The following is a 23760-nucleotide window of genomic DNA, read 5'->3' on the forward strand; positions in this document are numbered from 1 at the left end:
GAGCACATCCCCCTGGGCGATTGAGTGCGCAGCACTTGCCAGAATCAAGCATCGCTCGCCGCCTCCAGCAGAATCCGCCCACTGGAACAGGTCGCGGTTTCATTGCGATAAGCGAAATACAGCTTGCCGCGCACCGGATCAAAACGCAGGTGCAACTGGACCTGATCCCCCGGGCGCACCAATTGCTGGAATTTCAGGACTTCCATACCGGCGAATTTTTCCGGCAGGTTGATCAATCGTTGGCCCAGGGCGAGGGCCCAATCGACCTGCACCACACCGGGCAACACCGGCGCCTTGGGGAAATGGCCGCTGAAGAACGCCAGGTCCGGTGGCACCGCCAATTGCAGGCTCCACTCGCCATCGTTTTCGATCTGTTGCAGTACTTCCGGCAATTTCGGCCGAGCAGCCAGCAATAACCCCTCGACATCCGCTTGCGCAAGCTTGCCCTGGCTGTTGAACGGCAGTTGTCGCAGAAAACGCCAGCGTCGCGGCAAAGCCAGGGTTTCGCAGTGCTGGCCCAGGTGCTGGCGCAGCTCCTCGGTAACGGTGCGCCGGCCCTGATTGCGCAACGCGTGCATGCCTGACTCGCTCAAGACCAGCAGCGCGCCCAGCGACGCGCGGTTTTCCTGCACCACACCCATGCGTGCTTCAGCCACCCACTCATGGGTGCTCAACGCCTGTTCGAGCATTGGAAGCGAGATACGTTTTTCTTCCAGTTTGACGATTCGGTCCAGCCGCCCCTGTAGCTCAAAACGGCCGTCGGCGGCAATTTGCGCGGCATCGGCGGTATGTTCAACATGGCCTGGGGGCATGTACGGAGAGCTGACAAGCAACGCACCGTCACTGTCCAGCGCCAGTTCAACGTCGGCAAATGGCTGCCAGGGCTCATCGGCCTGGCGCCAGGCAATACCGCCGGTTTCCGAGCTGCCGAGGATTTCCGTCGGCCATTGTTGCAGGCGCTGGTGCAGGCTTCGCGCCGCTTCGGCCGGCAAGGCGCCACCAGAAGAAAACACCCGGCGAACTGCACTCAGGGCGGGCCAGTCAAGGTTGTCGCCCATGCGCTTGAGCAGCGCCGGGCTGGCGACCCAGGCGAATGTCGGGCACTCGCGGCTGGCGCGCTGCAGATCTTCGGGAAACGCCAGCTGTTTGCGCACGAACGGCCGACCGGCGCACAGCGGCCACAGCACTCGGAAAAGCAACCCATAGATGTGCTGGGTGGCGACGCTGCCGATGATGCGGGCCTGGCCAAGGTCGGCACCCCACAGGGCCTCCAGGGCCTGCACTTCATTGGCCAGCTGGCCCAGGGTTTTGTCGATGCGCTTGGGCTCGCCACTGGAGCCTGACGTGCACAGGCTGAGTTGGCATTGGTCCAGGTCGAGCTCGACTGCGCCCAGGGGCGCGCCCCGGTAATCCTCCAGATGTGCGTCGTCGGCCAGGTCGGTCAACCACAGGTCGACTTCCGCGGACCAGCGTTGCCGGGTAACGGGTTGCAGGTCGGCCGGAAGTAGCACGCTGGCGCCGGCGCGCCAGGCGCCAAGCAGGGCGACGGCCAGGTCGGCGGCGTCTTCCAGGTGCACGGCAACGCGCCGTATGCCCTGGCTTTCGAGGCCGGCAGCCAGGCGCAGTGCGCGTTCGCACAGCTGGGCGTGGGTCAGCACCGGCCCGGCCGTCACGGCGCGCTCCGGTTGAGCCTTGAGCAGCAGTTGCTCAAGTTTTATCCAGTTCATGGGTGGCCTCGTACCCGTTGTCGTATCAGCCATTCAATGGCAAACATCAGGCCCATCAATCCATAGGAGATCAGGCCGGTGTACAACATCCACCAGCTCAGCGGCGCCCAAAGGGTCAGGGCTGTCGCCAGCAAGCCGTTACAGAGAAAAAACACACTCCAGGCGATCGTCACCTGGCGGGTATAAACAATGGCCCGGGGCGGCAGTTGCGGCTCACGCAACCGTGCCAGGCGCTCGACTACAGGCGGACCGTATTTCAGGCTCAGGCCAAACAAACCGAGCATGAACCCGCTGATGAGCACCGGATACCAGCGCAACAACACTGGGCTGTCGAACAATGCCAGCAGCAGGCAAAAAATGATCGCGGTCACGGCCATCCACAAGCTGCCGGGTTTGCGCGGGCCGAGCAGCGCTCGCCCCAGCCAGAGGCTTCCCAACAGCAGGCCAAACTGCCAAGGGGCAAAGTGTTCCATGCCGAAATACACCGCGAAGGGGTACAGCAGGCCCGCCAGCAGCAGGCCGAGGCCGATCAGTCGCCTCATGCGGCCGGTTGAACCAGGCGGTAGACCGCTTCGACCACGTCACTGACGGTACGTACCGTTTTGAACTCCTCGGCGGCGATTTTCTTGCCGGTCTGACGTTTGATGTGATCGATCAGGTCCACGGCGTCAATACTGTCGATCTCCAGATCCTGATAAAGATTGGATTCGAGCTTCACGCGTTCAGGGTCCAGTTCGAAGAGTTCGACCAAGGCATCGCGCAGGGTGTTGAAAATGTCGTCACGAGTTTGCATGGTCCGGTCTCAAGCTGCCTGTTTTGCAGTAACGAACGCCGCAAGGCTCGCCACATTGCTGAAATGATTGCGTGTGTCTTTGGCGTCGGCGTCGATCTTGATGCCGTATTTTTTCTGGATGGCCAGGCCGAGCTCCAGTGCATCGACCGAATCCAGGCCCAGGCCTTCGCCGAACAGGGTCTGGTCGTCGCCGATCTCTTGCGCACTGATGTCTTCAAGGCCCAGGGCGTCGATGATCAGTTGTTTGATTTCACGGTGTAGATCGCTCATCTTCGGCGAGCTCCTTGATGTAGTAGGAATGCAAATAATCGTTGAGCTTGCGCGAGGCTTGCGGTGCAGGGCCGCAGGCGGCGAAGGCCTGTGGGTCTATGTCGGCCCCGACATGGAAACTGAAGTGCACGCGGCGTTTGGGGATGCGATACCAGGCTTCGGCTTTGGTCAAGGTGCTGGGATTGACCTTGATGGTGACCGGGGTGAGGATTTTCGCACCGCGCAGGGCAATGGAAGCGGCGCCCCGATGAAAGGCCGGCGATTGGCCAGGCTGGGTGCGGGTGCCTTCGGGGAAGATGATCAGCGTCTGGCCGCTTTTCAACGCGTCGGCGGCGGCGTCTAGCATATCCATGCTGCCGTCGTTGCTGATGTATTCGGTGCTGCGCAGCGGGCCGCGAGTGAAAGGGTTTTCCCACAGGCCTTGTTTGACCACGCAGTTGGTGTGGCGCACCAGGCCAATCAGGAACACCACATCGATCAGCGACGGGTGGTTGGCAATAATCATTTGCCCCGGCCTGCCGAGTTTTTCCGCGCCCTGGATATCGTAGGTCAACACGCCGGCCCGAGCCATGAACCGCACAAAAAACCAGAAGCACCGACTCACGGTTCGCCGCGCACGCATTCGGTGGGTCTGCGGATCCCCGGGCAGGCAATTAAGTACGGGGAAAATCACCAGACGCAGGCACAGCCCGCCCAGCCCGAACAGGGCGAAGCTTGCGGCGGTCGCCAGCAGTCGCCAGTAATAGGCGTCGCGGCTCTTTTCGGTCAAAGGTTGCGTTGCCAGGTCCATACACGATTTTTCCAGGCATGTTGGCAGGTAGTCTGCTGGCCGAACAGGGTATGCAAGAGATTCAGGGCATGGGGCCAGTGAGCTTTTGACACTGTATCCGTAGCACTGTTCAGGGACAGCTGCCAATCGTTGCCGGGTGTGATCAGAAGGCCCAGTGCGTAAGGGAACGGCACGTCGTCGATCCACCGCGAGTAGGCCTGCGGCGGCTGTTCTTCGGTGATCACCAGCAACACGGCCGGCGCGCCTTCGCCGATCAACGCCACGGCTTCCAGCATGCCGTGTTCAAGCCCGTCGCCGGCAGCAGCCAGGGCGGTCATCTCGCTGGTCTCTGCGCGCATGATCGACCACAGCCCAATGATCGCGTTGTGCACGGACAGGCTGAACTGGGTCGGTGACAGCGGTTGATCGGCGGCCAGGTCGCTAAGGATGTCGAACGTGCGCGGTGTTTCACCATGGCGGGAAACAAAGACCAGCGGCAGGTCTTTGCGACCATCGGCCAGCGGCCAGCCGACACTGAAGGCCATTCGCGCCAGGCGGCTGAGCCGGCGTCGCTGCATGGCGGGCAGAAATGAGACGTCCGGGGCTGCATCGCTGGCCTGCAGGACCACCGGTTGGCGACTCCAGGCCTGCCAATCGTCCACGCTTTCGAGCCCAGGGGCCCATGCGCGCCATTGGGCGATGTTGAAATTGATCACAGACATTCATCCCGCCCTGAGGGCTTTTTTGACGCGGTGAGTCACGGAACCAGCGACAAGCATGGCGCGGCGTCAAGCGCCAGGTGGCGCGCATTATCCCGGTGCAGCCAGCGGGTAGCAAATGCTGGTTACATTTTGCTCAAGGAAAATGGACCGGCTGGTTCCTTGGTAAATATCATTTGGCATTATCCATATCGGGGCCAGCGTGTATGTCGGCTCGATCCGATCATCCTGTCTGATCTTGGCCCTTTTTTATTCAGAGTTTTCGCATGACCCTGTAGTCCAATTCCCAACGAGGTAGCGAAGCGACGCAAGGGACCACTACACTCGGTCATTCTTTGATACACGGAGGTTTCGACATGCGGCGCGTGGTATTTAATCAAAAAGGTGGCGTAGGCAAATCCAGCATTGCCTGCAATCTGGCGGCGGTCAGCGCCAGCGAGGGCTATCGCACCCTATTGGTGGATCTCGATGCCCAGGCCAACTCCACTCAGTACCTGACCGGACTTACCGGCAATGACATCCCGATGGGCATTGCCGATTTTTTCAAGCAAACCCTGTCCTCCGGGCCGTTTTCCAAGAAAAACCAGGTCGATATCTACGAAACACCCTTCGATAACCTCCATGTCATTACCGCCACGGCAGAATTGGCGGACTTGCAGCCCAAGCTCGAGGCGAAGCACAAGATCAACAAGCTGCGCAAGCTGCTGGACGAGTTATCCGAGGATTACGACAGGATCTACCTGGATACGCCCCCGGCTCTTAACTTCTATGCGGTATCGGCGCTGATTGCCGCCGATCGCGTGTTAATACCCTTCGATTGTGACAGCTTCTCGCGTCAGGCGCTTTATGGGTTATTGGCGGAGATCGAAGAGTTGAAGGAAGACCACAACGAGGGCCTGGAAGTAGAAGGCATTGTGGTCAACCAGTTCCAGGCCCGCGCGAGTCTGCCCCAGCAAATTCTTGACGAACTGATCGCTGAAGGGTTGCCGGTGCTGCCGGTATACCTGGGCACGTCGGTGCGGATGCGTGAGTCGCACCAGGCCAATACGCCGCTGATTCATCTGGACCCACGGCATAAGTTGACCCAGCAGTTTGTGGAGCTGCATAACCTGCTGGAAAACGCCTGACGATCAAAAAATCGCAGCCTTCGGCAGCTCCTGCAGGGTCCGAGATGGACCATAATTCTGTAGGAGCTGCCGAAGGCTGCGATCTTTTAGGCGGTGGTCAGATCCCCTGGCTACGCAACCAGCTCATCAACTGTGGCAACGCAAACGCACCGCTCTGGCGCGCCACTTCCCGCCCGTTCTTAAACAGAATCAAGCTGGGAATCGAGCGAATCCCCAGTTGAGCCGACAACGGCTGGTTGGCCTCGCTGTCCAGCTTGGCCAGCCGGCATTTGCCTGCCAACTGCGCGGCCGCCTGTTCGAACACCGGCGCAAATGACTTGCACGGGCCACACCAGTCAGCCCAGACGTCTACCAACAATGGCAAATCCCCCTTGATCTGGCTGGCGTAATCACCTTGCTTCAGTTCAAAAGGACTCTTCAACAGCACTGGCGCTTTGCAGCGACCGCATTTCGGCTGATCAGCCAGGCGCCCGGCTGGGATCCGATTGAGCCCGTTGCAATGGGGGCAGGGGATGAGCAGTGGTTCGGTCATGAGCAAGGATCCTGATAAGAAGCCGATTTGACTGATTTGGAGACGTTTACTCATGTTTTCAATCGTGCAGCGTATTTTGGTGAAACCAGGCTGATTCAAACCGGAGCAGACTTATTTGATGCGCGAGCACGGCCTGAGTCAGAGCGAACTGCCGGGTGTAGGAGCGCAGTCGGTCGTGTCGGAAATCCTTAGCGGCAAGCGTCAGCTCAACCTGCGGCAGGTCCGCTGGCTGGCTGAACGCTTCGCAGTGTCGGTCGAGACGTTTATCTGACAACCATCACGAAGAACAACTGATCTCCAGATGCTTGCCCCACTCTGGCGGCCGTTCGGCGTAGGCCTCCATCCCTGGCTGCTGCTCGAATGGATTGCTCAGCACCGCATGCAGTCGGCGGACTTCTGAATAGTCCCCGCTCTCGGCAGCATCGATGGCTTTCTGGGCCAGATAGTTGCGCAGGATATACAGCGGGTTCACCGCATGCATCCGTTCGCGGCGTTGTTCCAGATCGACCGTACCTTCGCGAGCAACCCGCGCAACATACAGCTCGGCCCAGGCATCGAAGCCCTTGATGTCGACAAAGTCATCGCGCAATCGGGCAACGGCCAGCGCCGGTGATTCATCGCCGAGGCGGCGGAAGAACAGGGTGTAGTCGACTGCGCTGTTCTGCATCAGTTGCAGCAGGTGCTCGAGCAGTTTCTGGTCATCGTCCTCGGCGGTGGTCAGGCCGAGCCGGCGGCGCATCAGGTCCAGGTAATGGGCCTGGTACAGCGGCAGGTACAGGCCGAGGGTTTCGCGCAGGGCCTCGACGCTGATGAACGGCGTCAGCGCCTGGGCCAGCGCGCTGAGGTTCCACTGCCCGATCGGCACCTGGTTGCTGAAGGAATAACGGCCCTGATCATCGGAGTGGTTGCAGATGAAGTTGGCATCGAAGTCATCCAGGAATGCGAAAGGCCCGAAGTCGAAGGTGATGCCCAGGATCGACATGTTATCGGTGTTCATCACCCCATGGCAGAAGCCGTAGGCCTGCCACTTGGCGATCAGCTCGGCATTGCGTTCGACGATCTCGCGAAACATCGCCAGGTAGGGTTCGGGCTGTTCCAGGCATTCGGGAAAGTGCATGGAGAGTACATGCTGGCCCAGCTCGTCCTGCTGTTCGGGACGCTTGGTGTAGTAGAAATACTCGAAATGCCCGAAGCGGATGTGGCTGGGTGACAGGCGCAGGACCATGGCCGCGCGTTCCTGCTTTTCGCGCCAGACCGGGGTGTCCGAGCCGATCACGCACAACGCGCGGGTCGTGGGAATGTTCAGGGCGTGCAGGGCTTCCGAGGCGAGGAATTCGCGGATCGAGGAACGCAGGACTGCGCGACCATCACCCATGCGCGAAAACGGCGTCTGGCCGGCGCCCTTGAGGTGCAGGTCCCAGTGCTCGCCGGCCTGGTTATAGACCTCGCCGAGCAATAGACCGCGACCGTCGCCCAGCTGGGGGTTGTAGGAGCCGAATTGATGGCCGGAATACACCATCGCCCTGGGCACTGCGTCGGCCCAGAGCTTGTGGCCACTGAACAGCTCGGCAAACTCCCGGGTCTGAGCTTCGGCCGGGTCGAGGTCGAGCAGCGCCATGGCAGAAGGGCTGGCCACCACCAGGCGTGGATTGTCGATCGGCTCGGGCAACACATGGGCAGAAAACGCGTCGCCCAAGCGGGCGAAGCGATTATCGAAGGTCAGTTCGTCGAGGGCTTTCACCGGCCATCTCCAGCAGAATGTCCGAGCATTCTGCTAGGGATAGACGGGTTAGTCGAGCTTGGCTGCAGGAGGTTCCTGCGGTGGTTTGCCATCGACCGGCGGCACAATGGTTTTGGCTTCCGGTTCAATCGGCACCATCTTGTATTCCTGGCCTTGGAGGTTCTTGAGGTAGACCTCCATCTGCCGGAACGAAATGTTGATGTGCTGCTTCTTGAACTCGCGATTGATGAAGCGGTTGACCTCGTCGAGCACCGGGTTGCGGTCGCCAAGGTCACGCACATGCATGCGCAACTCATGGTCGAGGGTGCTCTCGCCGAAGTTGAGGAAGTACACATGGGGTTCGGGATCCTTCAGGACCCGCGGGTTTTCCCGGGCAGCCTTGAGCAGCAGCTCTTTGACCAGGTCCAGGTCCGAACCGTAGTCGACGCCAAGCTTGAGCGTCACCCGGGTGATGGTGTCCGTCAGGGACCAGTTGATCAGTTGGCCGGTAATGAACGTCTTGTTCGGGACGATGATGTCCTTGCGGTCGAAGTCGGTGATGGTTGTGGCGCGGATGCGGATCTTGCTCACCGTACCCGACAGGTTGCCGATGGTGATGGTGTCGCCAATCCGCACGGGACGTTCGAACAGGATCATGATGCCGGAGATGAAGTTGGCGAAGATCTCCTGCATACCAAAACCCAGGCCGACCGATAGCGCTGCCACCAGCCATTGCAATTTGTCCCAGCTCACGCCAAGGGTCGATAGGGTCGAGACGAAACCGACGCCTGCAATCACATAGGACAATAGCGTGGTCGTAGCGTAGGCACTGCCCTGCGCCAGGTTCAGCTTGGACAACACCAGCACTTCCAGCAGCCCTGGCAAGTTGCGGGCGAGGGCGAAGGTAATACCGATGATGATCAGTGCGCCGAGCATGTCGCCGATGCTGATCGGCACCATGCTCATGTTGGCGCCGGTGCCGCTGGTGTATTCGTAGAGGGTAATGTTGTCCAGATACGAGAACACGGTGATCAGGTCCGACCAGACCCAGTACAGCGCTGCCATGAACCCGCCCAGCAACGCCAGGCGGATCAGGCGCAGCGACTGTTCGTTGACCTTTTCGATGTCCAGTGTTGGCTCTTCGATCACCGCTTCGCCATCACCCGCTTCCCTGGCGGCCTGGCGCTTGGCCAGGGCGCGCTGATAGGCCAGGCGTCGGGCGGCAACGCTGAGGCCGCGCACGAACGTGGCTTCAATGACCAGCCAGAACATCAGCAGGTACAACGTGTTGATCAGCCGATCACTGAGTTTGAGCGCCGTGTAGTAATAGCCAAAGCACACCGCGACGAACAGCGCGATGGGCAGCGCGGTAAACAGGATGCCCACGGCCTTGCGGAACAGCGAGGCGTTCTGGTGAGTCGGGCTGCTGATCAGCAGGCGGCTGAGCAGCCAGGCCATCAGCGCATAACAGGTCAGCACCACCGGCATGCCCAGCACATCATCGGCCAGGGCGGCCGGTTGCAGCTCTGCGACTGCCACCACGGCAACCAGGGCCATCACGACCAAACCAAGTCGACGCACCCAGCCCTGCAGGAATTCGACCTGTGGCTTCTCCCAGCGGAAATGCAGTTCCGCCACGCCACCCGGGGCCAATATGCGGTAGGCGGTGTAGAACACCAGCCAGGCTTGCGCCATCTGCAACAGCGCCGCGCCCATATTGGCGTTCTGCCCGCGTGCGTCGATCTGCAGCGCCAGGCCGCAAAGGGCCAGGCCCAGTGACACCGGCATCGCCAGCAGGATGTTGATCAAAATGGCCTGCGGCGTGTGCCACTGGCTGTCACGCTTGAAGTGGCCGATGTCCTGGTGAACCTTGTTCAAACGGGCATACAGGCTCTTGCGGCGCCACAGCAGCGCGCCGATCAGCAACGCCAGGGGCAGGAACAGCAATGGTCGCTGGGTCAGCCCGTCGGACAGTTCGCTCAGGCTCGAAGCCCATGGCAGGGTGGTGACCTGGCGCTGCAGGCGCTCCGGCACGTCGTGCATCCATTCGAAGTCCAGCGGCTTGTTGCTTGGGATCCAGAACATCTGCTCGTCGAGGGTGGCGCGCAGGTTTTGCGCGGTACTCAGCAGTTGTTTCTGGTTGAGTTGCAGGGTAATGGATTCGTTGAGTACGGCGCTCAGTTCGCGGTTCAGCCGCTCCAGCAGGTCCGCCCGGGTATTGGCCAGTTCCAGCAGGCTCTTGCGCAACTGCGGGGTAACCTGTTCCGGCTGTTGGGTGGACAGCAGGTTGTCGACATAGATGGTCGGGTTGCTCAGCAGCTCCCGTTGCTGGCTGACATCAAACTGATACAGACGGATGTCGGCGATCTGGTCCGCAAGATCGCGGTCCAGCTTGAGCCGCGGCAAAGCCTGTTTCTGCTTGTAGAGGATTTTCGACAGCAGCAGGCTGCCCTTGAGCACGTTGATTTGCTCGTCCAGGGCCGAGTCGCTCTGGGTGACGCTGTCGAGTTGCTGTTTGGTCTGCAGGTTCTGCTGGGTGACGATGTTGAGGCGGTCGGTGGTTTTGAGCAGGTAGTCGGACAGCTTCAGGTTGATCGAGCTTTCCGTGGCCAGCAAACTGCTGCCCCCGGCTTTCTGTGCCTCGATGGACTGTTGCGTCACGGTCTCCTGGGACTGTGCCAGGCGCTTCTGGTTGATTAGGTTTTGCAGCTCCTGGATTTCCTGATCCAGGCGATCCGATTTCTCGGTAAGCAAGTCATGTTGGCTGTTGCCCAGGTCCTGCAACTGGCTGTTTCCCGCCAATTCCTGGCGACGCAGGGGGATCAGCGCGTTGAGTGCCGCAAGTTCGGCGTTGAGCTGGTCGCGCTGTTCGCCGCTCAAGGTTTTACCCGCGTCCTTGCCGGCCTTCAGGATGTTGTTGATCTGCTGGATGCGGGTCTGGCTGGCGGAGATTTCTGCCTGGGCACGCTCGGGCCGGGTCTGGGCGGTGATGACCAGGCTGTTGGCATCGGCCAGGGCTTTTTGCAGATCGCTCTGTTGGGTAGAGCGCTCGGTGAGCATCTGCTCCAGCTGCTGGATCGACAGGTTGGCGAAGCGCTGCTCCACCGGCAGGACCTTGGTGCCCTTGAGACGCACCAGTTCGCGCTGGTTTTCTATGTTCTGCTTGGGCGCGGTAGCCAGCTGCTGCTTGAGCGCTGCCAGTTTCTGCTCGTAATCGCGCTGATTACCCAGCTGTGTCAGGGTGTTTTGCAGGATGCTCTGCAGGGCTTTCTGATCGGCTTCCGGCAGCTTGCGGTCGGCAATCTTGTCCAGGCTCGCCTGCACAGCTTCGCTGGTGGGCGGTTCGGCGGCTTGCAGCGTACCGATAGAGAGGCTCAAGCCCAGCAGGGCCATGAAGAAATAGGTGCGCAGGGTTGACATAGAGACCGATCGAAAGCTGGCGAAGTGTGGAGTTTAGAGGAAGAGTCCCGGACCCGGGCGACTTCCTTCGGGAAATCTGACGCCGACTTTGCCAATCTTGTTCCCGTCCATGACCGCGACGGTCCAGATGGTGTTGTTCCACTCCACCTGGTCACCCACTACTGGCGCACCGCCAACTTTTTGCGCGATGAAGCGGCCCAGGGACATGTCCGGATCGATGCCTTCTACCTTCAACCCGTACAGGGCAGCAACCGCAGCCAGCTGGGCATCTCCTTCGAGTACGAAGTCGCCGAAAAAGCGCAAATCAAGCCCCCGTTGCGGGGCCTGGCTGAAGAGTTTTCCAAGGGCCGGGAGGTTGTGTTCGTGGCCGATAACACAGAGTAAATCATCGACTTCGAGCACCGTACTACCCGACGGATGGAGCAGTTGCTGGCCACGGAACAGGGCCGCAATACGCGTGCCTTCGGGCATTTTCAACTCGCGAAGGGGCGAACCGATGCACCATTTCTCGGCCCCAAGGCGATAAACGAACAGCTCCCATTCGCTGGTTACATGCACTTCCAGCGCGGCCCGGGAAATCGGCAACGGCTCAGGCGGAACGGTGACCTTGAGCAACTTCGCCACCCAGGGCAGGCTCGTGCCCTGCACCAGCAGCGACACCAGCACGATAAAGAATGCGAGGTTGAAGTAGAGCTGGGCGTTGGGCAGGCCGGCCATCAGCGGGAACACCGCCAGGATGATCGGCACCGCGCCGCGCAGCCCCACCCAGGAGATAAAAGCTTTTTCGCGGCCGTGGAAGGCCTTGAATGGCAGCAAGCCAACCATCACCGACAGCGGCCGTGCGAACAGGATCATCCACAGCGCCAGGCCCAGGGCGGGCAAGGCGATCGGCAGCAAGTCGTGTGGCGTTACCAGCAGGCCCAGCACCAGGAACATCCCGATCTGCGCCAGCCACGCCATGCCGTCGAGCATGTGCAGGATGCCGTGACGGCTGCGCACCGGACGGTTGCCAATCACCAGGCCACACAGGTACACCGCGAGGAAGCCGCTGCCGTGCAGCGCGTTGGTCAGCGCGAACACCGCAAGCCCGCCAGCGATCACCAGGATCGGGTACAGGCCGTTGGCCAGGTTGATTCGGTTGACCAGCTGCAACATGACCCAGCCGCCACCCAGGCCAATGACGCCGCCAATGCCGAACTCGCGCACCAGATGCCCCAGCAGGTTCCAGTGCAGCCCGGTCTCGCCGCTGGCAAGCATGTCGATCAGGGTGACGGTGAGGAACACCGCCATCGGGTCGTTGCTGCCGGATTCGATCTCGAGGCTGGCACTGACCCGCTCGTTCAGGCCCTTGCCGCCCAGCAGCGAGAACACCGCCGCCGCATCGGTGGAACCGACGATGGCGCCAATCAGCAAGCCCTGGATCATGTTCAGGTCGAACAGCCAGGCGGCCGCCATGCCAGTCAAGCCAGTGGTGATCAACACCCCGACCGTGGCCAGGGACAGTGCTGGCCATAAGGCCACGCGGAAACTGGACACCCTTGTTCGCAGGCCACCGTCGAGCAGGATGACGGCCAGTGCCAGGTTGCCGACCAGATAGGCTGTAGGGTAGTTATCGAAAATGATACCGGCGCCGTCGACACCGGCCGCCATGCCCACGGCCAGGATGATCACCAGGATAGGGATGCCCAGGCGCGACGAAAGTGAACTCACCAGAATGCTCGCACCTACCAGCAACGCGCCGATCAAGAACAGGCTGTTGATGGTCGTCGCATTCAAAGGCAGTACTCCAGGAAAGCTGAAAGGCGGGCACAAACTGACCATGCAGTCTGCGTGCCAGCGATTCTAACCTGTTGAAATGTGATGCTGTCAAAAAGCTTTTGCGGATCAATGCCCAACAGCTGAATCCGCCTTGGCGCAGCCCCCCGTGGGAGCTGGGAAGCCAGCTCCCACGGGGGGCTGCGTTTGCGTGTTAAAGGTGGAAGCGTCCCACCATTCCATTCAGATCCACCGCCAGGCGCGATAGCTCATTACTGGCCGCGCTGGTCTGGCTCGCCCCGGTTGCCGACTGCACCGACAGGTCCCGGATGTTCACCAGGTTGCGATCCACTTCCCGCGCCACCTGCGCCTGTTCTTCCGCCGCGCTGGCGATCACCAGGTTGCGCTCGTTGATCTCGACAATGGCATTGTTGATCGTCTCCAGGGACAGTCCGGCTCCGCGGGCAATGTTCAGGGTCGATTCGGCACGCTCGGTGCTGTTGCGCATCGAATTCACCGCATGCTCGGTACCGCTCTGGATGCTGCCGATCATGCGTTCGATTTCGCTGGTCGATTGCTGGGTGCGATGGGCCAGTGCACGAACTTCGTCCGCCACCACGGCAAAACCGCGACCGGCCTCGCCGGCACGGGCCGCTTCGATCGCGGCGTTCAGCGCCAGCAGGTTGGTCTGGTCAGCCAGCCCACGAATCACATCCAGGACTTTGCCGATATCCCGGGACTCGTTGGCCAGGTCGCCGATCAGGCTTGCGGTGCTCTGCACGTCGGCGCTCATGCGTTCAATGGCGCTGACGGTTTCCTGGACCAGGTCGCGGCCGTCGCCGGCAGAGGTCGTGGCGTTTTTCGACGCTTCGGAGGTGCTGACCGCGTTGCGCGCGACTTCTTCAACGGCGCTGGTCATTTCGTTCACGGCAGTGGCGGCCTGTTCGATTTCGTTGTTCTGCTGGGTCAGGCCGCGGGCGCTTTCATCGGTGACGCAGTTGAGCTCTTCAGCGGCGGAGGCCAGTTGAGTCGCCGAACCGGAAATTCGCTGCAACGTGTCGCGCAGTTTTTCCTGCATCTTCGACATGGCCAGCAACAGGCGGCCGGCTTCATCTTCGCCATCGACGGTGATCGGGCGAGTCAGGTTGCCCTCGGCGATGGCTTCGGCGGCTTCCAGGGCATTGGCGATCGGCTTGGTAATGCTGTTGGTCAACAACCAGGCGAACAGCAGCGTCAGGCCTGAGGCCAGGACCAGCAGCCCGACAACCAGGTTAAATGCCGAGGAGTACTGGTCGGCTGCCTCCTGGCTGGTTTCGGCGATCTGCTGGGTATTGATCTCCAGCAACCTGGCGAGTGCCGTGTTGACCGCCTCGGAATTGGCCAGCAATTCGGTGTTGAGCATTTTGCGCAGGTCTTCGACCTGATTGTTGCGCGACAGGCTCTTCATCTGCTCCTCAAGCTGACGGTATTGACCCAGCAGTTGCAGATACTGGTCATAGGCCGCCCGCTCGACCGGCCCGTCGATCAGCGGTTCATAAACCTTCTGCGTCGCGCGGATCTGCTGATGACGCAACTCGAACAGCTCATAGGTTTTCTGCTGCACGTCGGGTTCGCGGTTAGTCAGCAAGCGGTAGGACAGGACCCGCAGGCGCAGCGTCAATTGCGTGAACTCGTCGAGGCTTTTCACGCTGGGCACGCTGGCGGAGGCGATGTCTTCGCCCGCCGCGCGGATCTTGCTCATCTGGTTCAAGGCAAACACCCCCAGAACCAGCATCAAACCGCCAATCAGGGCGAAACCGAGGAAGGCCCGCGGAGCGATATTCATATTACGAAGAGACATGGTGTGTACCGGGAAAGGCGCATCCATGCGGCGCTGAGACTGTCGTATGGAGGGCTTATCGGTCATAAGACTAAAGTCTTGAGTGCCTGTGCTTTTTTTGTCGCATCCACAGCACACTCCCTGTAGGAGCGAGCTCGCTCGCGATGGTCGTGAATGATGACGCGAGCATCCAGGTATGTGCGGTGGTCTTTCGTTCGTCGCGAGCAAGCTCGAGCCTGCAACAAGGGTTATCGACGAAGTGCAGGAACCAGATTCGCCAATCACAGTCTTTAAAGCTCGCGAGAAGGGTCGCCCGCCAGGAAAATCAAGGCCTTGCGCCTGAATAACCCTGGCATCCGTGGTGACTTTTCTTTATCGTACGCGCCCTTTGAAAATGCTTGGAAAATCAAAATGTTGGAAGCCTCCCTTAGCCAATTGGAACAGCTGGTCAGCGACCTGGTACAACAGAACCAGGCCCTGCTCGCCACGAACCAGACCCTGAGCGCAGAATTGGCCCAGGCCAAAGATGAAAACGAAAACCTGCAACTGAACCTGATGGAACAGGAAGAGAAACACGGCGCTACCGCAGCGCGTATCCAGGCCCTGGTTGAGCGTGTCAGCGCCGGCCCTGTCAGCGCATGAGTCAGGGCGCCGCAGGGGTAAAAGTCGTCTCCATCCTGGGGGAGGACTATTCGATCAGGGCGCCGGCCGGGGAGGAGCAAACCCTGCTGGACGCCGCCATGATGTTGAAGGCTGCACTGGCTGACACGAAGAAGAGGTACCCGACGCTGATCGGTGACCGGCTGCTCGTGCTGGCGGCGATGAACCTGTGCTCTCAGCAGATCGAGATGCGCAAGCAACATCAGCTCGAACTCGACCGTTATCAAGAGCAAGTCAGCGCCACGGTTGAAGTGATCGCCAAGACCATCAATCAAGCCTGATCGGCTTTGCGCACAACCAAAGAATAAATTGTCGATTAGCTTGTATACAATCGGCACGGCTGTTGCAGTGTTCCAGCCTCTTATTCTTTGGGGGTGCTCCATGCAGTTCTGGCGTCGCAGTATTCAATGGCAACTGATCCTGAGCATGGGTACCGCCCTGCTGGTCAGCGTGCTGATCGTGGTTGGCATTTATACCCTCGTGGTCAATCGTCTGGCCCAGAGTTATCTGGTCGAACAGGCGCTGCCGTCCAGCATCGAAGCGATGCGCAACGACATCGAACGCATCCTTGTTCAACCGCTCACTGCCGCCAAGGACATCGCCAGCAACAGCATGGTGCGCGACTGGCTGGCGGGGGGCGAAAACAGTGCCCAGGCGCCGGGTTTTGTCAGCTACCTGGAAGGTATTCGCGCCGAGCACAAGGCCTTCACTGCATTGATAGTGGGCACCGGGTCCAGCCACTACTACACCGAGAAGGGCCTGGACCGCACGCTCAGCCGTGCCAACCCCAAGGACGCCTGGTTCTACTCATTTCTGGACAGCGATCAGCCGCGCACGCTCAATATCGACAATGACACCGCGACAGGAGAGCTGGCGCTGTTCATCGACCTCAAGGTCGAGCAGGCCGGTAAAGTCGTGGGCGTTGCAGGGCTTGGCCTGAGCATGAAGGAGCTTTCCGGGCTGATCCACAACTACAGCTTTGGTGCGCGCGGCAAGGTCTACCTGGTGCGTTCTGACGGCTTGATCCAGGTCCATCCCGAAGCTCGGTTCAGTGGCAAACGCACACTGTCCGAGCAGATGGGTGAGGCAGCCGCCCGGTCCGTCATGGGTCAAACAACTGCCACCAGCACTAACTTCATGCGCGAAGACGAAGATTTTCTGGCACTGAGCCTGCCCTTGAGGGATTTGGGCTGGACGCTGGTGGCCGAAGTGCCACAGTCGCAGATCTACGCTGAAGCCCGCCGTGCCATGTGGATGAGTGGCGGCATTGGTCTCGCCGTCGCCCTGGTATGCCTGCTGTTGGTGGTATTGCTGGCCCGTGGCCTGGTGCGGCCGATCCGCCAGGTAACAGCGGCGCTGGTTGCCATCGGTAGCGGTGGTGGAGATTTGACTCACCGTCTGGACTCCAGCCGGGCCGATGAGCTCGGTGATCTGGCGCGGGGCTTCAATCGCTTCCTGGACAGCCAGCGCGACATGATCGGCGAGGTGCTGACGACCAGCGAGCGCCTGCGCACAGCTGTAGGTCAGGTTGCCAGGGTCGTGGACAATACCGCCGAGCGTTCCGGCCGCCAGCAGGAAATGACCGACATGGTCGCCACTGCCGTGCATGAGATGGGCCTGACCGTACAGGAAATCGCGCAGAACGCCGGTAACGCTGCCGTTGCGTCGCAAAGTGCACGGGACGAGGCGATGCAGGCGCGGGAAGTGGTGGGCGGGTCCATTCGTCATATCGAGAGCATGTCCGACGAAATTGGCCTCGCCGCGGCAGCTGTGGGTGAGCTGGCGCATCAGGTAGGGTCTATCGATCAGGTGTTGGCGGTGATTCGCGGGATTTCCGAGCAAACTAATCTGTTGGCGCTCAATGCGGCGATTGAAGCGGCTCGCGCTGGCGATATGGGGCGAGGGTTTGCGGTGGTGGCGGATGAGGTGCGCACGTTGGCCCGACGCACGCAGACGTCCACCGATGAGATCCAGCAGATGATCGGCAGCCTCAAGCAAGGCGCGGAGAATGCGGTGTCTTCGATGCATTCCGGACAGGCGGCCACCGGTACCGGCGTTGAGTCCAGCCAGCGTACCGGGGCCTCACTGACCGCCATTACTGGTCAGGTAGAACGAATCAGCGACATGAACCATCAGGTGGCGACGGCGACCGAAGAGCAGTCGGCGGTGACTGAAGAGATCAACCGCAACGTACAGGGCATTTCCGACCTGGCGCGGGCGACAGCGGGGGAGGTCAGGGCTTGCCGTGAGGATTGCCAGACGTTGCAGCGGTTGGCGGATGATCTGGCGCGGCAGATGGGCAGTTTCAAGCTGAGCTGATTAAGGCGGTGACTGGGTCGACGCCATCGCGGGCAAGCCCGCTCCCACAGGAATCTGTGTTGTTCACGGAGAGTGTGTTCAACACACAGATCCCATGGGAGCGGGCTTGCCCGCGATTGGATTTGAGCAGCACTACTTCGGCTTTGGTTAAAACCACTCATCCTGCATCCCAAGACAAACATCATCCCGGGTCTCAAGAATCGCCAGCTCATGGTGGCAGCCCGGCACTTCCCAAGTGAGGAAATACCGCGCCGCCTGCAACTTGCCTTTATAGAAGCTGACATCCGCCGCATCGCCCCTGGCCAACCCTTCCTCGGCGCGAATCGCCTGTTCCAGCCAGCGCCAGCCGATCACCGTGTGCCCGAACACTTTCAGGTACAGGGCAGAGTTGGCCAGGCTGCTGTTGACCCTGCCTTGACCCAGGTCGGTCAGCAGGCCAATGGTCACGGTTTGCAGGCGCGCCACCAGCTTCTCCAGCGGTTCACGCAGCGGCGTTAACGACTCGTATGCCTGAGCACGCTCGGCCGTGTTGGCGATCAGGCGGATCAATTGCTTGAGCCCCGCACCACCGTTCTGCCCCAGCTTGCGCCCCAGTAGATCCAGCGACTGAATACCATGAGTGCCTTCGTGGATCGGATTCAAACGGTTATCGCGGTAGTACTGCTCCACCGGGTATTCGCGGGTGTAACCGTGACCGCCGAGGATCTGGATCGCCAGTTCATTGGCCTTGAGGCAGAACTCCGACGGCCAGGATTTGACGATTGGCGTCAGCAGGTCCAGCAGTTCATGAGCCTGCTTGCGCTCGCTTTCAGTCTCAAGCGTGGTGGTGTCATCAAACAACCGCGCCGCGTACAACCCGAGGTCGAAAGAGCCTTCCACATAGGCCTTCTGCGTCAGCAACATGCGCTTGACGTCGGCGTGCTGGATGATCGCCACGGGTGCGGTATTTGGATCCTTGCTGTCGGGCACCCGGCCCTGTGGCCGCTCGCGCGCATATTCCAGCGAGTACAGATAGCCGGCGTAGCCGAGCATGACGGCGCCCATGCCGACGCCGATCCGCGCTTCGTTCATCATCTGGAACATGTAGCTCAGGCCGTGGTGCGGTTTGCCCACCAGATATCCCACGCAGTCGCCGTTATCGCCGAAGTTGAGCGCCGTGGACGTAGTGCCGCGCCAGCCCATCTTGTGGAAGAGACCGGCCAGCAATACATCGTTGCGCTTGCCCAGGCTGCCGTCGTCGTTGACCATGAATTTGGGGACGATGAACAGCGAAATACCCTTCACCCCGGCCGGCGCGTCCGGCAGTTTGGCCAACACCATGTGCACGATGTTTTCCGATAGCGGGTGATCGCCGCCGGAAATGAAGATCTTGTTGCCCTTGAGCCGATAAGTGCCATCGGATGCAGGTTCGGCGCGGGTGCGAATATCCGACAGCGAGGAACCGGCATGGGGTTCGGTCAACGCCATGGTGCCGAAGAAACGGCCGTCGATCATCGGCTGCAGGAAACGCCGCTTTTGCTCCTCGGTGCCGAAGCTTTCGATCAGGTTGGCTGCGCCCATGGTCAGGAACGGGTAAGAGGTTGAGGCCGCGTTTGCCGACTGGAAGTGCGCGAAGCAGGCCTGGGACAACAGCGTGGGCAATTGCATGCCACCGGCTTCGAAACTGCGCGCGGCATTGAGGAAACCGGCTTCGAGAAAAGCGTCCACTGCGGGCTTCACTTCCGGGATCAGAATCGCCTGGCCGTCCTCGTAACGGGGTTCGTTCTCGTCGCCCTTGCGGTTGTGCGGCGCGAAGAATTTTTCGGCAATACTGCGAGCGGTGCCCAGGGCGGCATCGAAGGTCTCACGATTGTGCTCGGCGAATCGCTCGCGCTGGGTCAGGCCTTCGGCATCGAGGACTTCGTACAGCTCGAAAGCCAGATTGCGGGAACTGAGCAACGTCTCGGACATGGCGGCCTACCTTTTTTGGAATGGGCCGAGTCTAGACGTGGGGAGGGCGGGGTGAACAGGAAGATTGATTCTGGTGATGGACAAGTAAAAGATCGCAGCCTTCGGCAGCTCCTACAGGGGATCGAATTTCTCTGCAGGAGCTGCCGAAGGCTGCGATCTTTTGATCTTGCTTCTAAACACCAGGCACCCCCAAAGGGTGCCCGGCTTCTCGGTTTAACCGATCGTCATCAGGCTGGCGTTACCACCTGCCGCAGCGGTGTTGACGCTCAACGCCCGCTCGATCACCAGACGCTCCAGGGCAATGCTGGTTTCGCCCTGGGACAACCCATGAACGCCGACAATCGCACCTGCACGCTTGGCCACCTGCTGGCAGACCGCACGCAGCTGGTCTGAATGGCCGTGATGCAGAACCGCATCAAACACCACCTCGTCCTTGCTCCAGTCGGAAACCAGTTTGATGCGAGCCTGTACGTCCTTCGGCAGACGTGCGAACACCGCTTTGGTCAATTCGGCTTCCGGCCACACGGCCGAACCACCGACTGCCAGCACAGCAGCCAGTTGAGTCAGCAGGTCGCCTTCGACTTCCGCCAGGCACAATACGTGTTCGCGCGGCAGGATGGCGTAGCTGTTGCGTTCGCCGGTCGGGCCCGCCAGAACACGGGTAATACCGCTCTGCGATTGCTTCGCGAACTGCACGCACAAGGTTGCCAGGTCGGCGAACTTGTTGCTGTCGGCCCAGGCTTTCAGGGCGGTCAGCGGCTTGCTCATGGCGTCACGCAGACGAACGTCCGGTGCTGCGAGAGCATCGCCCCGAGCGAAGGATTGTTCAATCGCGTCGGTAGGACGAGTCGACAGCAGGCGGTACAGGTACAGCGGACCACCGGCTTTCGGGCCAGTGCCCGACAGGCCTTCGCCGCCGAACGGTTGAACACCCACTACTGCGCCGACAATGTTGCGGTTGACGTAGACGTTACCGGCGTTGACGTTGTCGATCACTTTGGCGATGGTCTCGTCGATGCGCGTGTGCACGCCCAGGGTCAGGCCGTAGCCGGACGCATTGATCTGCCCGATCAACTGGTCGATGTCCTTGCGCTTGTAACGGACCACATGCAATACCGGGCCGAAGATCTCCCGTTGCAGCTCGTCGAAGCTTTCCAGCTCGATCAGGGTCGGCATCACGAAGGTGCCGCGTTTGACTTCTTCGCTGTTGGCGATCGCCACTTGGTAAACATTGCGCCCTTTGTCGCGCATGCCCTGGATGTGCTTCTCGATGCCAGCCTTGGCTTCGGCGTCGATCACCGGGCCGATGTCCACGGACAGGCGCTCCGGGTTACCAAGACGGCATTCCGCCATGGCGCCCTTGAGCATTTCGATCACGCGGTCGGCGGAGTCTTCCTGCAGGCACAGTACGCGCAGAGCAGAGCAACGTTGACCGGCGCTGTCGAAGGCCGAGGAAACGACGTCTATGACCACCTGTTCGGTCAGTGCCGAGGAGTCGACGATCATCGCGTTCTGGCCGCCGGTTTCGGCGATCAGCGGGATCGGACGGCCCTGGGCATCCAGGCGACCCGCGACGTTGCGCTGCAGCAAGCGTGCGACTTCGGTGGAACCGGTGAACATCACGCCTTTGACCCGATCGTCGCCGACCAGGCGGGCACCCACGGTTTCGCCACGGCCTGGCAGCAACTGCAGAACGCCTTCAGGAATGCCGGCCTCCAACATCAGGCGCACGGCCTGGGCGGCCACCAGCGGAGTTTGCTCTGCAGGCTTGGCCAACACCGGGTTGCCGGCCGCCAGTGCTGCAGCGACCTGGCCGCTGAAGATCGCCAGCGGGAAGTTCCAGGGGCTGATGCAGACCACAGGACCCAGTGGGCGATGTGCGTCGTTGGTGAAATCGTTGCGCGCCTGTACCGCGTAGTAACGCAGGAAGTCCACGGCTTCACGCACTTCGGCGATGGCGTTGGCGAAAGTCTTGCCCGCTTCGCGGGCCAGCAGGCCCATCAGCGGCTGGATCTCGCCTTCCATCAAGTCGGCGGCACGTTCCAGAATGGCCGCACGTTCGGCGGGCGGGGTGGCCTGCCAGATCGGTGCGGCGTTCAGGGCGCACTGGATCGCGTTATCGACGTCTTCGACCGTCGCTTCCTGCACATGGCCGACCACGTCACGCAGATCCGAAGGGTTCAGGACAGGCGCAGGGGTTTCAGTGCTGGACGCGCAACCGAGCATCGGCGCGGCTTTCCAGTTGTTGTGAGCGGTGGCCAGCAGTGCACAGGACAGCGAGGCCAGGCGATGTTCGTTGGCCATGTCGATGCCGCTGGAGTTGGCGCGCTCGGCACCATACAGGTCACGCGGCAGCGGGATACGCGGGTGTGGCAGGCCGAAACCGCCTTCCAGCGTAGCCATCTGCTCGATGCTGGCTACCGGATCGGCCACCAGCTCCTGGATCGAGATTGACTGGTCGGCGATGCGGTTGACGAACGAGGTGTTCGCGCCGTTTTCCAGCAGGCGACGTACCAGGTACGCCAACAGTGTTTCGTGGGTGCCGACCGGTGCATACACACGGCACGGACGGTTCAGCTTGCCTTCGGAAACCTTGCCCACAACCTGCTCATACAGCGGTTCGCCCATGCCGTGCAGGCACTGGAATTCGTATTGACCCGGGTAATAGTTCTGCCCGGCGATGTGGTAAATGGCCGACAAGGTGTGGGCGTTGTGCGTGGCGAATTGCGGGTAGATGACTTCTGGCACCGACAGCAATTTGCGGGCGCAAGCGATGTAGGACACGTCGGTGTACACCTTGCGGGTGTAGACCGGGTAGCCTTCCAGGCCTTCGACCTGTGCGCGCTTGATTTCGCTGTCCCAGTACGCGCCTTTCACCAGGCGGATCATCAGGCGATGACGGCTGCGACGAGCCAGGTCGATCACGTAGTCGATCACGTAAGGGCAACGTTTCTGGTAAGCCTGGATCACGAAGCCGATGCCGTTCCAGCCGGTCAGTTGCGGCTCGAAGCACAGGCGCTCCAGCAGGTCCAGCGACAGCTCGAGGCGGTCGGCTTCTTCGGCATCGATGTTCAGGCCGATGTCGTACTGCTTGGCCAGCAAGGTCAGCGAAAGCAGGCGCGGGTACAGCTCTTCCATTACGCGCTCGTACTGTGCACGGCTGTAACGCGGGTGCAGTGCCGAGAGCTTGATGGAGATGCCCGGACCTTCATAAATCCCACGACCGTGGGATGTTTTGCCGATCGAGTGGATGGCTTGTTCGTACGACGCCAGGTATTTCTGCGCGTCGTGCTCGGTGAGCGCGGCTTCACCGAGCATGTCGTAGGAGTAGCGGAAGCCCTTGGCTTCGAACTTGCTCGCATTGGCCAGGGCTTCAGCAATGGTTTCGCCGGTGACGAACTGCTCGCCCATCAGGCGCATGGCCATGTCGACGCCCTTGCGGATCATCGGCTCGCCGCTCTTGCCGATGATGCGGCTCAGGGACGAAGTCAGGCCGGCTTCATTATGGGTGGAGACCAGTTTGCCGGTCAGCAGCAAGCCCCAGGTGGCAGCGTTAACGAACAGCGAAGGGCTGTTGCCAAGGTGCGGGTGCCAGTTGCCAGTGCTGATCTTGTCGCGGATCAGTGCGTCGCGTGTGCCTTTGTCCGGGATACGCAGTAGCGCTTCGGCCAGGCACATCAGTGCCACGCCTTCCTGGGAAGACAGGGAAAATTCCTGCAGCAGGCCCTGGACAATCCCGGCCCGGCCGCCGGCGCTCTTCTGGTTGCGCAGTTTTTCCGCAATCGAGGCGGCGAGTTTGTTGGTGGCTTCGGCCATGCTCGCTGGCAGGCGAGCCTGCTCGATCAGCATCGGCACGACTTCTGGCTCAGGGCGGCGGTAGGCGGCAGTGATCGAGGCGCGCAGTACCGATTGCGGCAGGATGCTTTCAGCAAATTCCAGGAAGCACTGATGAGCATGATCCAGAGGCGCATCGACAGAGTCGTCGGAATCCTTGGTCAAGCCGTTCAGTTCGGTCAGGGTTGCACCACCCTCGAGTTTCTCCAGGTAATTGAAGATGGCCTGCTTGATCAGCCAGTGCGGCGTGCGATCAATCGAGGTCGCGGCAGCCTTCAGGCGATCGCGGGTCGGGTCGTCAAGTTTGACCCCAAGAGTGGTGGTAGCCATATTTTTATCCTCATGT

17 protein-coding genes and 3 pseudogenes are annotated in these 23760 nt (G+C 60.8%); 6 read left to right on the plus strand and 14 right to left on the minus strand.

Annotated elements, in window-relative coordinates; genetic code table 11:
• Nucleotides 1-44: 44 nt before the first annotated feature.
• The 6 genes from AAEZ09_RS02850 to AAEZ09_RS02875 are packed head-to-tail and all read right to left on the minus strand — an operon-like array spanning nt 45 to nt 4281.
• The gene (locus AAEZ09_RS02850; protein ID WP_350598062.1) at nt 45-1727 is read right to left on the minus strand and encodes an ApeI family dehydratase; all 1683 of its coding nucleotides are present in this window, start codon (nt 1725-1727) and stop codon (nt 45-47) included.
• Complete coding sequence (locus AAEZ09_RS02855) at nt 1724-2269, minus strand: COG4648 family protein (protein WP_350598064.1); 546 nt, start codon at nt 2267-2269, stop codon at nt 1724-1726. The genes AAEZ09_RS02850 and AAEZ09_RS02855 overlap by 4 nt, the downstream gene beginning before the upstream one ends.
• On the minus strand, nt 2266-2520 hold the full coding sequence (locus tag AAEZ09_RS02860; protein WP_045061913.1) for an acyl carrier protein: 255 nt from the start codon (nt 2518-2520) through the stop codon (nt 2266-2268). Before AAEZ09_RS02860 ends, AAEZ09_RS02855 begins: the two co-directional genes overlap by 4 nt.
• 9 nt (nt 2521-2529) lie before the next feature.
• On the minus strand, nt 2530-2790 hold the full coding sequence (locus tag AAEZ09_RS02865) for a phosphopantetheine-binding protein (RefSeq protein WP_045061912.1): 261 nt from the start codon (nt 2788-2790) through the stop codon (nt 2530-2532).
• A complete protein-coding gene (locus AAEZ09_RS02870; protein WP_350598067.1) occupies nt 2771-3580 on the minus strand; it encodes a lysophospholipid acyltransferase family protein in 810 nt (269 codons plus the stop codon). Before AAEZ09_RS02870 ends, AAEZ09_RS02865 begins: the two co-directional genes overlap by 20 nt.
• The gene (locus AAEZ09_RS02875) at nt 3556-4281 is read right to left on the minus strand and encodes a beta-ketoacyl synthase chain length factor (RefSeq protein ID WP_045061910.1); all 726 of its coding nucleotides are present in this window, start codon (nt 4279-4281) and stop codon (nt 3556-3558) included. The genes AAEZ09_RS02870 and AAEZ09_RS02875 overlap by 25 nt, the downstream gene beginning before the upstream one ends.
• 353 nt (nt 4282-4634) lie before the next feature.
• Here AAEZ09_RS02875 and AAEZ09_RS02880 point away from each other — a divergent pair, with 353 nt between their 5' ends.
• The gene (locus AAEZ09_RS02880) at nt 4635-5405 is read left to right on the plus strand and encodes a ParA family protein (protein WP_045061909.1); all 771 of its coding nucleotides are present in this window, start codon (nt 4635-4637) and stop codon (nt 5403-5405) included.
• 97 nt (nt 5406-5502) lie between these two features.
• Here AAEZ09_RS02880 and trxC read toward each other — a convergent pair whose 3' ends face one another.
• On the minus strand, nt 5503-5937 hold the full coding sequence (gene trxC, locus AAEZ09_RS02885) for a thioredoxin TrxC (protein ID WP_045061908.1): 435 nt from the start codon (nt 5935-5937) through the stop codon (nt 5503-5505).
• A 112-nt stretch (nt 5938-6049) separates the two neighbouring features.
• Between trxC and AAEZ09_RS02890 the strand changes: the two are divergent.
• Nucleotides 6050-6208 (plus strand): annotated as a pseudogene (locus tag AAEZ09_RS02890) (helix-turn-helix domain-containing protein); the annotation flags it as partial.
• Between the two features lie 6 nt (nt 6209-6214).
• Here the strand turns inward: AAEZ09_RS02890 and selO are convergent.
• From selO to AAEZ09_RS29365, 5 genes and pseudogenes are all read right to left on the minus strand, one after another.
• Nucleotides 6215-7678 (minus strand): protein adenylyltransferase SelO, encoded by a 1464-nt coding sequence (selO, locus tag AAEZ09_RS02895; RefSeq protein ID WP_350598069.1) that lies wholly within the window; start codon nt 7676-7678, stop codon nt 6215-6217.
• A 48-nt stretch (nt 7679-7726) separates the two neighbouring features.
• Nucleotides 7727-11077, minus strand: coding sequence for a mechanosensitive channel MscK (gene mscK / locus AAEZ09_RS02900; protein WP_205893429.1), 3351 nt, complete (start codon nt 11075-11077; stop codon nt 7727-7729).
• 33 nt (nt 11078-11110) lie between these two features.
• Nucleotides 11111-12853: a potassium/proton antiporter gene (locus AAEZ09_RS02905; RefSeq protein WP_045061905.1), complete on the minus strand. Its 1743-nt coding sequence runs from the start codon at nt 12851-12853 to the stop codon at nt 11111-11113.
• 193 nt (nt 12854-13046) lie between these two features.
• Entirely contained in the window at nt 13047-13919 is an 873-nt protein-coding gene (locus AAEZ09_RS29360; protein ID WP_502947560.1) for a methyl-accepting chemotaxis protein, read from the minus strand.
• Nucleotides 13902-14738 (minus strand): annotated as a pseudogene (locus AAEZ09_RS29365) (MCP four helix bundle domain-containing protein); the annotation flags it as partial. The gene AAEZ09_RS29360 and the pseudogene AAEZ09_RS29365, both read right to left, overlap by 18 nt.
• A 324-nt stretch (nt 14739-15062) precedes the next feature.
• Between AAEZ09_RS29365 and AAEZ09_RS02915 the strand changes: the two are divergent.
• The 4 genes and pseudogenes from AAEZ09_RS02915 (at nt 15063) to AAEZ09_RS29375 (ending at nt 17630) form a co-directional block, all read left to right on the plus strand.
• Entirely contained in the window at nt 15063-15293 is a 231-nt protein-coding gene (locus tag AAEZ09_RS02915; RefSeq protein WP_045061903.1) for a hypothetical protein, read from the plus strand.
• Nucleotides 15290-15592 carry a cell division protein ZapA gene (locus AAEZ09_RS02920; RefSeq protein ID WP_045061902.1) on the plus strand — a complete coding sequence of 101 codons (303 nt, stop codon included), beginning with the start codon at nt 15290-15292 and terminating at the stop codon, nt 15590-15592. The genes AAEZ09_RS02915 and AAEZ09_RS02920 overlap by 4 nt, the downstream gene beginning before the upstream one ends.
• Before the next feature lie 262 nt (nt 15593-15854).
• Nucleotides 15855-16766 (plus strand): annotated as a pseudogene (locus tag AAEZ09_RS29370) (HAMP domain-containing protein); the annotation flags it as partial.
• 132 nt (nt 16767-16898) lie between these two features.
• A complete protein-coding gene (locus tag AAEZ09_RS29375; protein WP_412548481.1) occupies nt 16899-17630 on the plus strand; it encodes a methyl-accepting chemotaxis protein in 732 nt (243 codons plus the stop codon).
• 147 nt (nt 17631-17777) lie between these two features.
• Here AAEZ09_RS29375 and AAEZ09_RS02930 read toward each other — a convergent pair whose 3' ends face one another.
• A complete protein-coding gene (locus AAEZ09_RS02930; RefSeq protein WP_045061900.1) occupies nt 17778-19580 on the minus strand; it encodes an acyl-CoA dehydrogenase in 1803 nt (600 codons plus the stop codon).
• Between the two features lie 213 nt (nt 19581-19793).
• Nucleotides 19794-23744 (minus strand): trifunctional transcriptional regulator/proline dehydrogenase/L-glutamate gamma-semialdehyde dehydrogenase, encoded by a 3951-nt coding sequence (gene putA / locus AAEZ09_RS02935; RefSeq protein WP_350598073.1) that lies wholly within the window; start codon nt 23742-23744, stop codon nt 19794-19796.
• Between the last annotated feature and the right edge of the window lie 16 nt (nt 23745-23760).

The sequence above is a fragment of the Pseudomonas sp. 65/3-MNA-CIBAN-0223 genome, from assembly GCF_040310425.1.
Lineage (GTDB): Bacteria > Pseudomonadota > Gammaproteobacteria > Pseudomonadales > Pseudomonadaceae > Aquipseudomonas > Aquipseudomonas gregormendelii.

Coding starts and splice junctions, on each gene's coding strand:
- AAEZ09_RS02850 (WP_350598062.1), bottom strand. CDS start 1,727: ATGAACTGGATAAAACTTGAGCAACTGCTGCTCAAGGCTCAACCGGAG.
- AAEZ09_RS02855 (WP_350598064.1), bottom strand. CDS start 2,269: ATGAGGCGACTGATCGGCCTCGGCCTGCTGCTGGCGGGCCTGCTGTAC.
- AAEZ09_RS02860 (WP_045061913.1), bottom strand. CDS start 2,520: ATGCAAACTCGTGACGACATTTTCAACACCCTGCGCGATGCCTTGGTC.
- AAEZ09_RS02865 (WP_045061912.1), bottom strand. CDS start 2,790: ATGAGCGATCTACACCGTGAAATCAAACAACTGATCATCGACGCCCTG.
- AAEZ09_RS02870 (WP_350598067.1), bottom strand. CDS start 3,580: ATGGACCTGGCAACGCAACCTTTGACCGAAAAGAGCCGCGACGCCTAT.
- AAEZ09_RS02875 (WP_045061910.1), bottom strand. CDS start 4,281: ATGTCTGTGATCAATTTCAACATCGCCCAATGGCGCGCATGGGCCCCT.
- AAEZ09_RS02880 (WP_045061909.1), top strand. CDS start 4,635: ATGCGGCGCGTGGTATTTAATCAAAAAGGTGGCGTAGGCAAATCCAGC.
- trxC (WP_045061908.1), bottom strand. CDS start 5,937: ATGACCGAACCACTGCTCATCCCCTGCCCCCATTGCAACGGGCTCAAT.
- mscK (WP_205893429.1), bottom strand. CDS start 11,077: ATGTCAACCCTGCGCACCTATTTCTTCATGGCCCTGCTGGGCTTGAGC.
- AAEZ09_RS29360 (WP_502947560.1), bottom strand. CDS start 13,919: ATGTCGAAGATGCAGGAAAAACTGCGCGACACGTTGCAGCGAATTTCC.
- AAEZ09_RS02915 (WP_045061903.1), top strand. CDS start 15,063: ATGTTGGAAGCCTCCCTTAGCCAATTGGAACAGCTGGTCAGCGACCTG.
- AAEZ09_RS02920 (WP_045061902.1), top strand. CDS start 15,290: ATGAGTCAGGGCGCCGCAGGGGTAAAAGTCGTCTCCATCCTGGGGGAG.
- AAEZ09_RS29375 (WP_412548481.1), top strand. CDS start 16,899: ATGGTCGCCACTGCCGTGCATGAGATGGGCCTGACCGTACAGGAAATC.
- AAEZ09_RS02930 (WP_045061900.1), bottom strand. CDS start 19,580: ATGTCCGAGACGTTGCTCAGTTCCCGCAATCTGGCTTTCGAGCTGTAC.
- putA (WP_350598073.1), bottom strand. CDS start 23,744: ATGGCTACCACCACTCTTGGGGTCAAACTTGACGACCCGACCCGCGAT.